We start from the raw sequence: 14,518 nt of genomic DNA, 5'->3' as shown, positions 1-14,518 counted from the left end.
CGAGCTCCGGTAGCGAGGGGAATCGGGAATCGGTCATGGTTGTGCGGCTCGGGTCGGAACGATCCAGGTCCGCACGGCGCCCGCCCGGTGCAGCGCCGCGCACACGTTCGCGGCGCCGTCGCCGGCCTCGGTGAGGGCGAGGACGCAGCCACCGAGGCCTCCGCCGGTGAGTTTCGCGCCGTAGGCGCCCGCGCCGGATGCGGCGGTGACGAGGGTGTCGATCTCGGGTGTGCTGACGCCGAGTTCGGCCAGCAGGCTTTGGAATTCGAGCAGTGTCTCGCCGAGCGACTCGACGCTACCGGCCGCCAGATCCGCCGCCGCCGACTCGATCAGGTTCGCCGCGCGTTCCAGCAGCCGGTCGGCCGCGCGCCGATCGGCGTCCAGCTTGCGGCGTACTGCGGCTACCGCGTGCTGGGTGGCGCCCGCCGTCCCGGTGTCTGCGATCACCAGGGTGGCGTCCAGCCCGACGGCGAGCTCGCGCGCCGTGCCCGCCTGGAACCGGATCGGTCCGGTCGCGACCGCGGCGCTGGCGTCCACGCCACTGGCGCGGCCGTGTGCGAACTGCTCGCCGCACTGGACCAACTCGTAGAGCGCGTCGGAGCCGATGGTCCGGCCGTAGAGGTCGGCGACCGCCCGTACCGCGGCCGCCGCGCACGCGGCACTGGAGCCCAGGCCGCGCGCGGGCGGGATCTCACAGTCGAGCACGACCTCGACCACCTCATCCGCCAGTCCCCACCGCCGCAGCGCCTCCTCGACCGCGACGTGGGCACCGGACGACGCGGTGACGGTATCGCCAGCGACGAACCGAAAGTGCTGTACCGCGGGGGAATCGCCTTCGTCCTCCGGTCGACCGAGGCGAGCGACCGCGCGCGCCGCGAGCGTCGGCAACGGAAACGCGAGGGCGGGCGTGCCGTGCACCACCGTGTGCTCGCCGAGCAGGATCGCCTTGCCGTGGGCACGACCGGCGCCGTGCCCGCCGTCCGTGCCCGCGGTGATGGGTCCGCTGCCCTCGCGAACGCTGTTCACGTCGTTTCCTCTCCCAACTCGAGCAGGGGCCACCGGCGCGTTCCCGTGCCGGGACGAACCGGTGGCGGACAGTGCACAGCCGATGGCCACGTCGATGTGCGGCGACGGTGACCACGAGCTGGGTGGTACGAAAGCCGTTCAGGCCGAGCCGTATTCGGCCGTCACAGCGGTTGATCCGAACGGCCGAACACGGCTTGGCGCACACGTGCCCGCGCCGAGGGACCGAGCGGTGACGGGAAGAAGGCGGGAACCTGCTCGGCGTAAGCGCGGTAGGCCGTGCCGAAGCGTGCGACGAGGTCGCGCTCTTCCAGGAACGTGCCGAGCAGGATGTAGCCGGTCAACCCGACCGCCCACAGCAGATGTCCGGCGGTCATGTCGCTGGCGCACCAGAACGACAGCAGCAGGCCGGTCATCAACGGATGGCGCACCAAACGGTAGGGCCCGTGCACCTGCAAGCGATCCATGGTCGCGTCCGGCACCTGGATCACGTAGTGGCGGTAGGCCTGACTGATGCCGAGCAGGTGAAAGTGGTTGAGCAGCAACGTCGCCGCGTAGACAAGCACGAAGCCGAGCCAGAACCCGGCGTCGAGAGCGGTCCCGACGACGCCGTCCGCCGACCAGACCCGCTGGGGGAGCGGCTGCCACGCGAGGCACATCACCCACACGACCAGGCAGACCATGACGATGTAGACGGTGCGCTCCAAGGCTTCCGGCACCCAGCGGGTGATGAACGCCTTGAACGCCGGTCGTGACATGCCCGAGTGCTGCAAGCCGAACAGCGCGAGCAGCAGCACGTCGACGGCGATGGCCGGACCGGTCGCCAGGTGCGGTCCCTCGTCGACGGTCTTCGGCAGCCACCAGCCTCCGGCGAACAACAGCAGTAGCGGCACGGTCACTCCGGCGACGCCGTAGACGCCGAAGGCCAGCAGGAACGGGACGAGCCGGCGGCGGTCCGTCAGCGCGCCCCGAACCTGTTGCTGCGCGGTGGTCAGATCCATGCGAACCAGGGCAGGAACCGCAGGCGGACCGTCCCCGTCTCCATCCGCTTGTCCAGCTTGGCCTTCCACCGCTCGCCGTAGCGCGCGTCGAGGAAGCCACCGGGCCGGACCAGGCGCCACGACGACTGGATCGTCATCCAGTACGGCACGATGACGGCCGCGTCGACCTGCCGCATGAAATCGAGCTTGTCGGGTATCTGCGACCAGTGCACGCCCGGGTACCGGTGGTGCACGCTGTGGTAGCCCTGGTTGAAGATGAAGAAGTTCAGCCAGTTACCCGCGGTGTTCAGCGATTTGCTCGGATCGTCCTCGAACACCCGCGCCGGGGCGTGGGTCAGCCAGGCGAAGTATCCGGAGTTCACCTGGGTGATCAGGAACGGCAGGCCCCAGAACAGCGCGAACCGCTCGAAGCCCGCGACGTACCAGATGCCGATCGGCAGCGCCAAAGCGAGCGTGAGGTCGAGGACGAAGGTGTGGCGACGCTTGAGCCGACCCTCGGACGGGTTGGCGGCGAAGATCATTCGCATGGTGTGGTTCTTGACGATGGTGCCGTACCGAATCCAGTACCACACGGCGCCGAGCCCGCGTTCCATGCCCTCGGTGGAGGTGACGTCACCCGGTCCGTCGTTGAACCGGTGATGGTTGAGCACGTGCACCTCGCGCATCTCCGCCGAGGTCAGCGTGGCGGGCAGACAGCACATGATGTCCACGAAGCGGTTCAGCCGCCGCGAGACGAACAGCGCCCGGTGCGTGTGCATGTGCATCACGCCGATGGTGAGCGAGAAGTTCAGCAGGGTCAGCACGATGATCAGCGGGACAGCCAGATACCAGTTCGTGGCGATCGGCACGAACAGGCCGAAGGACAGCAGCACGACCCACGCCACGATGTGCAGTAGCGGGCCGACGTTCGCCGGGTGCTCGAGCTTCAGCACCCGGCGGCTGAACGGCGGTCGGTCGGAGGCCGCCGGGGGCGTTCCGTCGCCGGGACGGGTTGGCACGGTGGTCATAGGTGTTCTCCTCGGGTGTTGGTGTCGGGCGTTCCTATGCCGGGGTCGGTGGACGAACTGGTCACGGACGATCTCCTCCGGGAGTGGTTTCGAGGGCGGCCAGCTGGAATCTTGTTGCGAGGGCGCGCATCTCGTCTGCTCCGCGCGGCGGCAGCCGATCGAGTGCGCCGAAGGCCAGGTGATCGGCGATCATCATGGTGCGGATGTCGGCGGCGGAGAGTGTGCCCGTCAGCGGTTCTTCCGGCAGTGCCCGCACGAGGGCGAAGGTGGTGTCGACGATCAGCGGCACCATCGCGGGCGACAGCGTGCCAGGGTCGACCGCGCCGAGCAGTCGCGCCGCCGCGTCGGAACCGGTACCGAGTTCCGGCGAGGTGTCGAGCACCCGGTGGACCGCCGCGTCGGCGCATCGCTGGACCCGCTCGACCATCTTGGCCCAGCGCGCGGGCGACAGGACGGCCAGCGCGGTGGCGCCGATCGGCCGCCGGTAGGGGACCGGCGCCCCGACCGTCGAACACAGGAAGCCTGTCGTCGTGATGGTCATGTACGCCATCGCCGCCCTGGCGCCCGGGTTGGGGGTGCGCGGGCCGAGGCGGGCCAGCAGGGCGAACCCGCCCAAGGCAGGCGCGAGCAGTCGCAGCATCACCGCCCTGGTCAGTTCGGCGCGGTCGGCGACGCCGTAGAGTGCGAGTTCGCCGTCGCGCAGGTCGTTGGCCGCCTGAGCGATGACGCCGACGCACGCGGTGAGCTCGCGCAAATCGGTTTCGGCACAAGCCTCTTCGGCGACCAGCGTGCACGCGTAATGCGTCACGCGGCCGAGCACTCCCTCGCTGTAGGCGACCCGAGGCAGTGGCGATTCGAGGTTGCGGGCCATCACATCGCCGACGTCGAGCAGCAGGCTGCCCACGCGTTCCCGTCCCGCGACGGGCAGCGCCGACACCAGCGCGCGCACGTCCGCGATGCGTTCGGCGAGCACCAGGTCGACGGCCTCACTGTCGCGGACCGTGACCCGCTCCGGCGGTGGCGGCGGGGTGTCGGTGCCGCCGATGAGGTACTGCGCGGCGGTCCGCACGGCGGTGCCCGCCAGCGGACGGTCGATCAGGTCCTCGTAGGCGTCGAGCACACGGCAGGCGAGTAGGGCAGCGGTGGCTTCGGCCCGCAGGTCCGCGCCGAGGAAGCCGATCGCGATTCCCATGTTCCGTGCCGCCGGGATCAGTGCCAGCCTGGCCAGTTCGGCGGGGGAGGCCGCCGCCCGCAGCGCGGCCAGGTCGGGTGCGCGGCGCAGGTTCCGCAGCCCGTTGGCGAGGATGCCGAGTCTTCCTCCGGTCATCGCGACACCACCTGTAGCGCCAGGGTGCGCAGGTCGTCCCGCGCCGGGGTCGGCGGGAACGTCTCCAGCGCCGCGCACGCCGTCTCGGCGGCGCGGATCGCGGCGTCGTGCGCGGCCTTGGTCGCCCCGCTGCGCACCAGGTCGGCCTGCAATTCGGCGCTGGAAGTCGTTGGTGAGAGCCACATTTCGCGAGCATTCGGGCGTATCGCCAGCCATTCGATCACCGGCCAGGTCGGCACCCTGCGATCCAGGTCGCCGCAGGCCTCCTTGCCGAGCGCGGGGTCGCCCTCGACGTCGCGCACGTCGTCCATGATCTGGAAGGCCAGGGAGAACTGTTCGGCGTACCGCATCAGGTCGCGCAGCCGGTCGTGGTCGACCCCGCCCGCCGTACCGCCGTAGGAACAGGCCAGCCGGAACAGTGTGCCGGTCTTCGCGCCCGCGACGACCTCGTAGTGCCTGCGCAGCGCGGCATCGTCGACGTCGGGGGTCATGGTCTCCACCAGCTGCCCCGCGGACAGATCCGAGATGCTGTCCAGGTAGGTGACGCCGGGAGCCTCGCCGAGCTGCGCGCAGACCACCGGGTTGTCTTCCAGCACCCGCGCCAAGACCTGTAATGCGGTGCCCGCCATATGGAATCCGACCCGGGCGGCGGTCCGGATACCGAACAGGGCGGGCACCGAGGGGGCATCGCGCCGCAGCAGCGAGCTGTCGCAGATGTCGTCGTGGATCAGCGACGCTTCGTGCAGCATCTCCATCGCGCAGGCCAGATCGACGGCGTCGGGGACGGACGCCGACACGGCCGACGGCAGCAGGCGGTGGCAGTCCAGCACCAGCCTGGCCCGGACCCGTTTGCCGGGCGCGGTCAGGACGTGACGGTAGATGTCGTCGAAATCGCTTCCGGTGACCAAGATTTCGCGCATCCGCTCGGTGACCATCGCCACTCGGTCGCCCGGCGCGACGACCTGCTCGGCGGACTCGGTGCGGGCATGGCCGTTCGACGCCGAGGTGGCGACGCGGACGCGGCCGTCCGCGACCGCGTCCGCGGTGCTCGACCGCCCGGACATGGCCGCCACCAGGCGCCCGTCCTCCTGATGTCCTGACGGTGACGTGGGATTGTCCATTGGCGGTGAGCTCCTTCGGTGTCATAGCGAGCGGAGTCGGGCACGCGGCGGCGACCACTGGCCTGGAGAGGGCGTTCGGTTACGGACGAATCGGCTGTTCGGCAGCAGGCGTCGATGCCGCCACCGCGACTTCGGTGGGCTAGTCGGCGCTGGTCTCGGTGGGTGCGTAGCGCGGGGAGTTGGCGATTTCGTGGTCGCCTGCAAGAGTCGGCGTCAGTACGCGCCGAGTACGGGATCCGCGGCTGGGTCCGGGGGAGGTGGTCCGTAGGGCGGACGACGGTGTGGCCGCTGCCCGTTCGGGGATCCACGACTCTCCGGCTACGGAACCAACGCGTAGCCGGGTCGACTCCGATGTCGACCGCCGTGAAATACGTTGTGCGCCAGAATGTGTGGCGTGGGAGTCGGCCGCGGCGACCGGTGCGGGTCGGCGGCGCGACGCAGCGGGGGCATGCCCGTTGCCGAGATCGTCGAGCCGACGACGCTCGACGACACCGCCCGGACGCGGACATAAGTGTTGCGCCCGAGGGATTTTCACGTTCTTACACAATGATCCGGCCTCATCCACTACCAGCACATCGTCCGGATCGCCGAGGTGCTCGTCCGCGTACGCGCGCAGAGCGTCACGCACGCGGTAGTAGTCGTTCCACATGGTCTTGCTCGACACCCGCCACGGCCAGTCCATCACCCAGCGCAACCTCGAGCGCAACAAGTTCCTCAACCACGAACATAGCGAAAGAGGCTACCGCACAACACATCTAGTCGCGCGTCGAAACCGACCGGAATTCTTTGAGCAAACTTCTGTGATGAATCACAGTGCACGACAAGGCAACTCAGACGGATGATGGTTCAGTATTCGACCATGCGGCCGGACCGAAGGGAGCGATTGGACAATCCCCAGCAGGGGAGCGTCGCGAATCCGGATCAGACGGCGCTTCAATCTAAATTGTTTGCGCACAACGTAATTCGATCGCTGTTTGTTTGCCTCTACGCGCTTGTGACAGGTTCGGCAATGCGTCTGCCGCTAGGCTCTCGAGGTGTGGGAAGTGGGCCAGGTCGGCGCGTCGCCCTTGCCGCGTGGCGTTCGCGAACGCTATTGTTCGTTGACCGGCTCGCGATCCGAGCCGTCGGACCCCGCGCGCCCGACAGGGTACGCAATTTCTTCAAAGCTATTGGAAACAAACGAATCTCAGTCAACACCTGCTGACACCACGACCTTTCGCGACAGCGTCCGGAGAGAGATCGGATGCGAACCGGCCTACGGCTGGTCAGCGATATCGGCGAGTCCGATCGAAGGTATCGTGTGATTCGGTCGTGCCGTATAGCGCTGTGCAGCAACAGTTTTCGTCTTGAGAGCGTGAAACTCGGCGACATACTGGACGGCATCTCGTCGAGCTGATCGTCCACCACGCTGATCACCCGCGCTGCTTTCGGCGGTGTATCGATCGTCGGCCGACACGACGATCGCGTCGCTGATTACGGGGCTGATGCCGGCGATCGCAGCCGCTCGTCCAGCCACTCATAGCGCACGGGATGCCGGTGCTGCCGGACGGGCGTTTTTCGGTCCGGCGAGGCCCGGCGGGGTTCTGAACTGATCGCATTTTCAACTGCCGCGCATTGTCGGTTTCTTCCGACCGCGGGGACCGAAACCGCCGCCCACCTTGGTGGGATCGAACCACAAGAAGGGTGAGTCGCCCCGCACCCTTGGTGTCCTATCAGCGCGGCTCAGCGTCGAGCAGTCTAGACATCGTCACAACGACAGCGGGACCGCCCCGCCAGACCGACACGAAGGAGCAAACCATATGACGACCGACCAGCGCTCGACCCGCCGCACCCACCGCTTCGCACGCGCCATGGCGATCGCCGCGGCACCCGCCCTGCTAGGTGCCGGCTTGGTGACGGCTGGTGTCGCCCAAGCCGAGCAGGACCCCAACCTGCCGACCTGCTCCTGGCCCAATCTGGTGTGTGGCGGCCAGCAGGATCTGACCCCCGGCGGCCAGACCAACCTCACCCCGGGCGGCCAGACCAACCTGACTCCCGGCTCCGAGAACTACGACGCCTACGGAAATTACTACTACTACTGATCACCGTACGGGCATGTACTGATCCCCGTACCGGCGTGCGGCCCCGCCGCCTCGCACGCCCACTGCCACCCATACCAGCAACCCCGGGACCTGCCCCCTCGGCAGCACCCCGGGGTCGGAGGTGTTGGTGGATCGCCCGGTGTACCGACCGCTCAAAGACTCGCGCCGAGCCAAGAGGCGAAGCCGACCAGACTCTCGGACTGGCGGCGCTGAGCGGCGGCGATGCCGAACAAAGTCTCCCGGACGGACGGATGCAGGCGCGTCTGTTGGGGTGCCGCGGCACGGGCCTTGTTGAGCGCGGCAAGGGCTTGGTCGGGTTTCCCCGTCATCAGCCAGGCGCGAGCGTTGTCGTGCCAGTGGTGGCCCGCCCTCGGCGCGGCCATATCGGACGGAAGGGCCAAGACGGCACCGTCACGCGCTGCCTTGCCGGGGTCGCCTGCCTCCAGCTCGACCGCACACGCGTGCACCTCCACGTTCCCCGGGCCGAAATCGGTTGTGTACAGCGAGCTTTCCCGGGTCATCGGCCTCGCGATCTGCCGGGCCGCGCCGATATGGGTTCGCGCGTCGTCGAGGCGTCGTGCCCGCGCGGCGACGATCGCACCGCGCAGGTGGCTGTACCCGCGAAGGACGTTCTCCGCCTCGCTGTCGCCCGGAACCAGAGCCAGGCCACGGTCGACCAGCGACATCGCCACGTCGGTCGCTCCGTGTGCCATGAGGAGGCGCGACCGTTTGATCAGACTGCGGACGGCATAGGCGGGATCGTCAGCGTGCGATGCCGCCCAATCCAGCCGATCCAGCACCAGCGCAGTCAACGATGAGTAGCCCAGCCGGCCGCACGCCCCCTCGGCGGCGATATATGCCGCGCAGAGCATCTTGTACGCCTTCGCGCGGTCCCGCTCGTGCTGTGCGGCGTGGATCGCGCCGTACAGTTGCCGGATCAGATCGGGCAGCATCACCAGGGCACGACGTGTGCGGTCGTTCCGCAGTGCCATCTCCACGGCGGTGAGACCGGCGGACAGCTCCTCGAAAGACGGCGGCTCGACCGCTCGGACATACGCGCCTTCGGCCAGCACCGTGCGCAGTTCGGCCAGCCCTTCGATCGGACCCTCTTCGGCGAGCGTATCGACATACGGATTGCCCTGCAGCCGCTCGGGCTCGACACCGAGCGCGCCGGACACCGCCGCGATGAACCCCGCAGACGCGACCTCACGCCCCTGTTCGACCGCCTTGACCATGCTCAGGCTGTACCTGGCCCGACCGGCCAACTGATGCTGACTCAGCCCAGCGATCTTGCGTTCCGCGGCAATCCGCTCCCCAACGTGCTGGCCCATGCCACGAGGGTAGATCGATCCCCACCACGCCGCCCCTCACTACTCGAAACCTGTCCCTTCACTGGCCTTTCGAACACACCCCCAACCACCAAGCTGATACCCAGCCCCGCCGCCGGGTCGACGCGGTGCCCCTCATCGTTCCCCGGCGGCGGGCGCTCCTCATATGTCGAGCGAGCAGGGAGGGTGTTTCACCGATGGGGTTGTTCGAAGCAGTGACCGGGAGGCTGTTGTGAGCACCATTCTGCCGCGCACCGATCCGTTCGCGGCCGAAGCGGCCTTGTATCGCAGCCGCCGAATCACGGTGCTTGGCAACGGCGATCGAGTCGCGCTGCCGTCACCGGCCGACGAGGGCTCGGAGTATCGCGGCTGGATCACCGCCGCGCACTCGCTGTTCCGTCCCTCCGGCCGGGCAGTGCTCTACGGAGTGCACGCGTGTCCAACTCCGCCCCATGAGCATTCGCGATGAGCACCGTCTCACCGCGGCCGGAGGAACCGGACGTGCACCTGTCGGTGTTCCTGCACGGCGTGCGCATGGACTTCGTCGCGTGCCTGACCGCCGCGCTGGTGTTCGTCGCCGAACACGAGGACCGGCATTACCTCGACGCGGTGACCATCGATACCGCCGCGAACGGATTCCGCAGACTCCCGAACGAGCGGCTCTACCTCGAACCCTGACCGACGGCTGGACGTCCGGAGTCTCAATCGGTACAGAACCTTTGCGGGGTCGGTCGGGCGTCGAATCAGTGTGACGAGTCGCGGCGAGCGTGCATGCGGGCGAGATCCCGCGCTCGGTCCTTCGGTTTCACTGATCACTGCCGGCCGGGGCCGCGGCGTCGTCCGTTACCGCGGGACTCGACACGGCGCTGCTGAACACCGGAGGACCCACCTGGCCGTCACCGGCCGGTGCGGAGGTGGCAGTGGGTTCGTCGAGGTGACTGAACAGGTTTGGCGGCCGAGATTTACGATTCATCCCTGAAGTGTCCTCTCCGATACGAAAACAGCGGCGACCGGTACCGTCGACACCGCCGAACTCCTTTCACGACGGCCACTTGGACACGGCAGCTACTTCTCGTCGAACAAGCCATGTCGAGCTTCGCCTTGGGGCTCTGTAGCGATAAGCTGTCTATCACCGCTGAACCCCGCCGATTTTAGTTGGACCGACGAACAATTCGGACGGACTCGAGCGTCCGCATCGTGTGCAGTGTCGAAACCCGCTGGCTAACTTCTCGCATGCAGGGGGCTAGATTGAGTACTGTTGCTCGTCGAACACTGCTTCAGAATGCGACCACCGCGCTGGTGCGCGGCGCGACGTCGCTACGCGCCGTGCTGATCGTCCGCGGCGGAGTGGCGATCCGGCCGGGCGCCGATCTGGTCCGCGCGAGACTGCACGGGATCGAGCTTCCCGGGGCGGATCTCACCGGAGCCGATCTGACGTCGGCCGATCTTCGCGAGGCCTACCTCGTCGAGGCGGTTCTGGTCGACGCCAATCTCGCGTACGCGCAACTGGCCGGTACAGATTTGCGCGGCGCGGATCTCACCGGCGCGGACCTGACCCGAGTCGACGCGGTGGGAACGGATTTCTCCGAGGCCGAGATCCCGGGCATCGCAACGGCGAAAGACCTGACGTGGTCGGAAACCACGCGCTGGGGCGAGTACTCCGAACAGGTCCGTTCCCGCTCGTGCGCCCTGGGCGGCGGCCGATACCGGCTCAATCCGTAGACGCGAATTCTTCGTTCCCGAAGCCGATCTCAACGGTTGAGGGCATATGCCCGCACCGCCGTGCTAGATTCCGTCTGGACGTTAGTCCAATTCATGCACGGGGTCGGGTAGTTCGAGCGGAGATACAGTGCTTGGGACCAAGCGAACACTGCTGGCGTCCGCCGCGGTGGCGCTACTGCCACTCACGGCCGCGGGTCTGCCCGCCGCACCGGCGATGGCCGCACCGGCGTATTCGGAGTATGTGGCGCTGGGGGATTCGTGGGCGGCCGATGCCACGGGCAGTCAGATCAGTACGCGGTTCGCGCCGGTGAACTGTCTGCAGAGCGCCCGCAACTATCCGAAGCAGGTGGCCGCCGCGCTGTCGATACCGGTCTTCCGCGACGCGACCTGCGGCGGCGCCGAGACCCGGCACATGACGAGTCCGCAGGCCACGGCACTGGGCAGCAACCCACCGCAGTTCGACAGCCTCACTCCCACCACGGATCTGGTGACCCTTGGCATCGGCGGCAACGACGCCGCTCTGGCGAAGTCCGTATTCACCTGTCTGACGATCGATCCCGCCGCCACACCGTGCCGGGACACGATGGTCACCGGCGACACCGATCTCATGACCGAGGCCATCGGCGTCGCCGCGACCCGGGTGACCGCCACCATCGCGGGCATTCGCGAACGCGCCCCGCACGCTCGCATCCTGCTGCTCGACTACTTCGACGCCGTCGGCACCACCGGCGGCTGCTTCCCGGAGATCCCCATCTCCGACGCCGACGCGATCTGGCTGGGCGACAAGCTCATCGAGCTCAACCGCATGCTCGCCCGCGTGGCCGACGCCACCGGTGTGGAGTTCGTCGACACCCACACCGGCAGCACCGGCCACGACGCCTGCCAACCACCCGGTGTGCGATGGGTGGAGGGACTCGTCCCGTTCTCCAGCGCGCCGACCGGGCTCGCCGTGCCTTTCCATCCCAACCAGCTGGGAGCGGACTACCAGGCGCGGCGGGTGCTGGAGACGCTGGGCGCGTAGCGGTTTCGCGAACGCGGCTCAGCGACTGCTGCGGGCCGCGGCGACGTCGTCGGTCGTTTTGACGAATCGTGCGATCAGCTCGGTGATCGCCTCGGGCTGCTCGAGTGTGCAGGTGTGGCCGCAGTTGGGGACGATCTCGAGCGTGGCGCCCGCGATGTGGTCGGCGATCTGCTTGGCTTTATCCGGCGGGGTGTCGATGTCGTCGGCGCCGACCACGACGAGAGTGGGCACGTCGATGCGCTCGAGTTCCGGCAGGATCGCGTCGCGGTCGGCGACACCGACGATCGCGCGGTGGATGCCCGCGCGCTCGGATCGGCTCAGCCGTCGAGCCCATTCGGCGATGACCGGCTCACCCGCCGTGCTGGCCCGAAATACCGGCCCGAACAGCAGATTCGCGGCGCGGTCGCGCACCATGCCGGTCCCGGCGAGCCGGTAGGCCAACGCGAGCAGCTTGAACTTGGCGGCGTGCACGGCGCCCTGGGCCTCGGCGCTGGTGCTCAGCAGGGTCAGCGAGCGTAGCAACTCGCCGCGCCGCGCTGCGATGCGCTGCCCGACGAACCCGCCCATGGACAGGCCGACGTAGTGCACCGGCGCCAGATCCAGGTGATCGATCAGGGCCACCACGTCGTCGGCGAGCGTGTCCATGTCGTAGCCGGACGGTGTCGGCGCGCTGTAGCCCTGACCGCGGAAGTCGATCGCCACACAGCGGTAACGCGAACGCAGAGCTTCGATTTGCGGTTCGAACATCCACCCGCCGAACAGCAGCCCGTGTCCGAACACGATGGTCGGCGCGAACGGCCTCCGCGGGGGGAGGCCGGTGTCGATGTAGGCGAGTTCGGCGCCATTGATGTGACTGGTCGGCATAGTGACTCCTGCCTGGTCAGCGGTCGACTCATCGTCGTGGGGGCTACAGGCTAGCGTCAGGTTGAGCAACGCTCAATAGTGGCGGGAGCATTGCTCCGCAGTGGTACCTTCGCCAGATGACCGCGTCCGGGAGCGCCCGCATCCGCTTGAGGAGCGAGGATCGTCGGCAACAGCTCATCGGCATCGGGCTACGCCTGCTCGTCACCCGCCCGATCCACGAGCTCGCCATCGACGAGGTCGCCACCGAGGCCGGTATCTCGCGAGGCCTGCTGTTCCACTACTTTCCGACCAAGCGCGACTACTACATCGCCGTCGTCCGCGCGGCGGGGGACCGGATGCTCGGGCAGACCGAAGTGCCCGAAGGCGGAACGTCGCAAACGCGCGAGCACGCTGTCACCGATGGCTTCGTGAGCTTCATCCGGCGGCGCCGCGCCAACTACGTGGCACTGGTGCGCGCGGCGAGCGGCGGTGACGACCGGGTCATGGAGGTCTTCCAGGACATTCGCGCGACCTTGACCGACCGCATCCTGCACGCGATGGGACGTTCGAAGGCCGACGCGATGACGCGCCTCGCCGTCCGCGGCTGGCTCGCCATGGCCGAGGAGATGGCCGTGGAAGCCGACGACGACGTGGCCACCTCGGATCTGGTCGACTACCTCGTCGACGCCCTCGGCCGCCTGTTCGACTCACCCGAATAACACTGCCCCACTACGCGTCGAGTCCTATAGGACGAGTCTTATTGAGCATTGCTTAGGGATGTTCTACTGTCGCCGTGTCGGGGGGAATCGAGAGGAGCCATCGTGGACTTCACCCATTCAGCCGTCGCCCGCGATTACATAGACCGGGTCCGCGCGTTCATCGACAATGAGATCACGCCGCGCGAGGCGGACTATTTCGCCACGCTGCACGGTCTTTCGGACCGTTGGGTCGTCTCTCCCGTCGTCGAGGAACTCAAGGCCGCCGCGCGCGAGCAGGGGCTGTGGAACCTCTTCCTGCCCGACGACAGGTACGGGGCTGGCCTGTCGGTGGTGGAGTACGCGCCGCTGGCGGAGCTGATGGGTCGCTCGTTGCTTGCCCCGGAAGTGTTCAACTGCAACGCCCCCGACACCGGCAACGCCGAGGTGCTGGTGCACTACGGCAGCGACGCGCAGCGTGCGGAATGGTTGACGCCGCTGCTGGAGGGCCGGATTCGTTCGGCGTTCTGCATGACCGAGCCGGACGCGGCGTCCTCGGACGCGACGAACATGAGCGCGACCGCGATCGTGGACGGCGACAGCGTCGTTCTCAACGGCCGCAAATGGTGGAGCACCGGCATCGGCCACCCGAACTGCCGATTCGTCATCTTCATGGGCCTGACCGATCCCGACGCGCACCGCCACGCACGGCACTCGATGGTCCTTGTGCCGCTGGACACCGAAGGCGTTCAGGTGGAACGGATGCTGCCGGTCATGGGGTACTACGACGAGCCATACGGCCACGGCGAAGTGTCGTTCACCGACGTCCGACTGCCGCTGGACGCGATCATCGCCGGTCCCGGCCGCGGCTTCGAGATCGCCCAGGGTCGTCTCGGACCCGGCCGGATCCACCACTGCATGCGCCTGATCGGCATGGCCGAGCGCGCGCTCGAGCTGGCCTGCGAACGGGCAAGCAGCCGTCACGGTTTCGGCAAACCGTTGATCAATCTCGGTGGCAATCGCGAACGTATCGCGCACGCGCGCATCGCGATCAACCAGGCGCGGCTGCAAGTCCTGCACACGGCGTGGCTGCTGGACACCGGGGGAGCCGCGGCGGCGATCAGCGAGCTGTCGCAGGTGAAGGCCTCGGTTCCGAGCATGGCCTACTCGGTGATCGACATGGCGATCCAGCTGCACGGCGCGGCGGGACTGTCCGACGACACCCCGCTGGCGGGGTTCCTCTCGGCGGCGCGGGCGCTGCGGCTGGCCGACGGTCCCGACGAGGTTCACCTCGGCGTTGTCGCCCGGGTCGAACTGGCCAAGTATCGGGACCGCGCGTGACCCGGCCG

General features: G+C 67.9%; 14 protein-coding genes. 7 read left to right on the top strand and 7 right to left on the bottom strand.

The genetic code is table 11. The features are described from left to right. Positions 1–33: 33 nt before the first annotated feature. The 5 genes from mvk to NAM01S_RS11435 form a co-directional block, all read right to left on the bottom strand. Positions 34–1,026 carry a mevalonate kinase gene (gene mvk, locus NAM01S_RS11455; protein ID WP_084482849.1) on the bottom strand — a complete coding sequence of 331 codons (993 nt, stop codon included), beginning with the start codon at positions 1,024–1,026 and terminating at the stop codon, positions 34–36. Between the two features lie 161 nt (positions 1,027–1,187). Further along, positions 1,188–2,024, bottom strand: coding sequence for a methyltransferase family protein (locus NAM01S_RS11450; protein ID WP_067783565.1), 837 nt, complete (start codon positions 2,022–2,024; stop codon positions 1,188–1,190). Then, complete coding sequence (locus NAM01S_RS11445; protein WP_067783562.1) at positions 2,015–3,031, bottom strand: fatty acid desaturase; 1,017 nt, start codon at positions 3,029–3,031, stop codon at positions 2,015–2,017. The genes NAM01S_RS11450 and NAM01S_RS11445 overlap by 10 nt, the downstream gene beginning before the upstream one ends. 61 nt (positions 3,032–3,092) lie before the next feature. Continuing rightward, a complete protein-coding gene (locus NAM01S_RS11440) occupies positions 3,093–4,358 on the bottom strand; it encodes a hypothetical protein (protein WP_067783559.1) in 1,266 nt (421 codons plus the stop codon). Further along, a complete protein-coding gene (locus NAM01S_RS11435; protein WP_253798763.1) occupies positions 4,355–5,479 on the bottom strand; it encodes a polyprenyl synthetase family protein in 1,125 nt (374 codons plus the stop codon). Before NAM01S_RS11435 ends, NAM01S_RS11440 begins: the two co-directional genes overlap by 4 nt. Before the next feature lie 1,799 nt (positions 5,480–7,278). On the opposite strand from NAM01S_RS11435, the gene NAM01S_RS11430 reads away from it, so the two are divergent. Further along, positions 7,279–7,560, top strand: coding sequence for a hypothetical protein (locus NAM01S_RS11430; RefSeq protein WP_067783557.1), 282 nt, complete (start codon positions 7,279–7,281; stop codon positions 7,558–7,560). A 152-nt stretch (positions 7,561–7,712) separates the two neighbouring features. On the opposite strand, the gene NAM01S_RS11425 is transcribed toward NAM01S_RS11430, so the two are convergent. Further along, positions 7,713–8,891, bottom strand: coding sequence for a helix-turn-helix domain-containing protein (locus NAM01S_RS11425; RefSeq protein WP_067783553.1), 1,179 nt, complete (start codon positions 8,889–8,891; stop codon positions 7,713–7,715). 229 nt (positions 8,892–9,120) lie between these two features. On the opposite strand from NAM01S_RS11425, the gene NAM01S_RS11420 reads away from it, so the two are divergent. From NAM01S_RS11420 to NAM01S_RS11405, 4 genes are all read left to right on the top strand, one after another. Then, positions 9,121–9,357 carry a hypothetical protein gene (locus NAM01S_RS11420; RefSeq protein WP_067783550.1) on the top strand — a complete coding sequence of 79 codons (237 nt, stop codon included), beginning with the start codon at positions 9,121–9,123 and terminating at the stop codon, positions 9,355–9,357. After that, entirely contained in the window at positions 9,354–9,566 is a 213-nt protein-coding gene (locus tag NAM01S_RS11415) for a hypothetical protein (protein WP_067783547.1), read from the top strand. The genes NAM01S_RS11420 and NAM01S_RS11415 overlap by 4 nt, the downstream gene beginning before the upstream one ends. Positions 9,567–10,085: 519 nt before the next feature. Continuing rightward, positions 10,086–10,610, top strand: a complete 525-nt coding sequence (locus NAM01S_RS11410; RefSeq protein ID WP_253798765.1) for a pentapeptide repeat-containing protein — start codon at positions 10,086–10,088, stop codon at positions 10,608–10,610. 127 nt (positions 10,611–10,737) lie between these two features. After that, complete coding sequence (locus tag NAM01S_RS11405; protein WP_067783541.1) at positions 10,738–11,631, top strand: SGNH/GDSL hydrolase family protein; 894 nt, start codon at positions 10,738–10,740, stop codon at positions 11,629–11,631. A gap of 18 nt (positions 11,632–11,649) precedes the next feature. Here the strand turns inward: NAM01S_RS11405 and NAM01S_RS11400 are convergent, their stop codons facing one another. Further along, positions 11,650–12,495: an alpha/beta fold hydrolase gene (locus NAM01S_RS11400; RefSeq protein ID WP_067783536.1), complete on the bottom strand. Its 846-nt coding sequence runs from the start codon at positions 12,493–12,495 to the stop codon at positions 11,650–11,652. Between the two features lie 116 nt (positions 12,496–12,611). Between NAM01S_RS11400 and NAM01S_RS11395 the strand changes: the two genes are divergently transcribed. Both NAM01S_RS11395 and NAM01S_RS11390 read left to right on the top strand, forming a co-directional pair. Beyond that, positions 12,612–13,193, top strand: coding sequence for a TetR/AcrR family transcriptional regulator (locus NAM01S_RS11395; protein WP_067783533.1), 582 nt, complete (start codon positions 12,612–12,614; stop codon positions 13,191–13,193). A 102-nt stretch (positions 13,194–13,295) separates the two neighbouring features. After that, a complete protein-coding gene (locus NAM01S_RS11390; RefSeq protein WP_067783530.1) occupies positions 13,296–14,510 on the top strand; it encodes an acyl-CoA dehydrogenase family protein in 1,215 nt (404 codons plus the stop codon). The last annotated feature ends 8 nt before the right edge of the window (positions 14,511–14,518 follow it).

The organism is Nocardia amikacinitolerans NBRC 108937 (genome assembly GCF_001612615.1).
In the GTDB taxonomy this organism is placed as follows: Bacteria; Actinomycetota; Actinomycetes; order Mycobacteriales; family Mycobacteriaceae; genus Nocardia; species Nocardia amikacinitolerans.
This window is presented reverse-complemented; position numbering and strand designations above follow the sequence as displayed.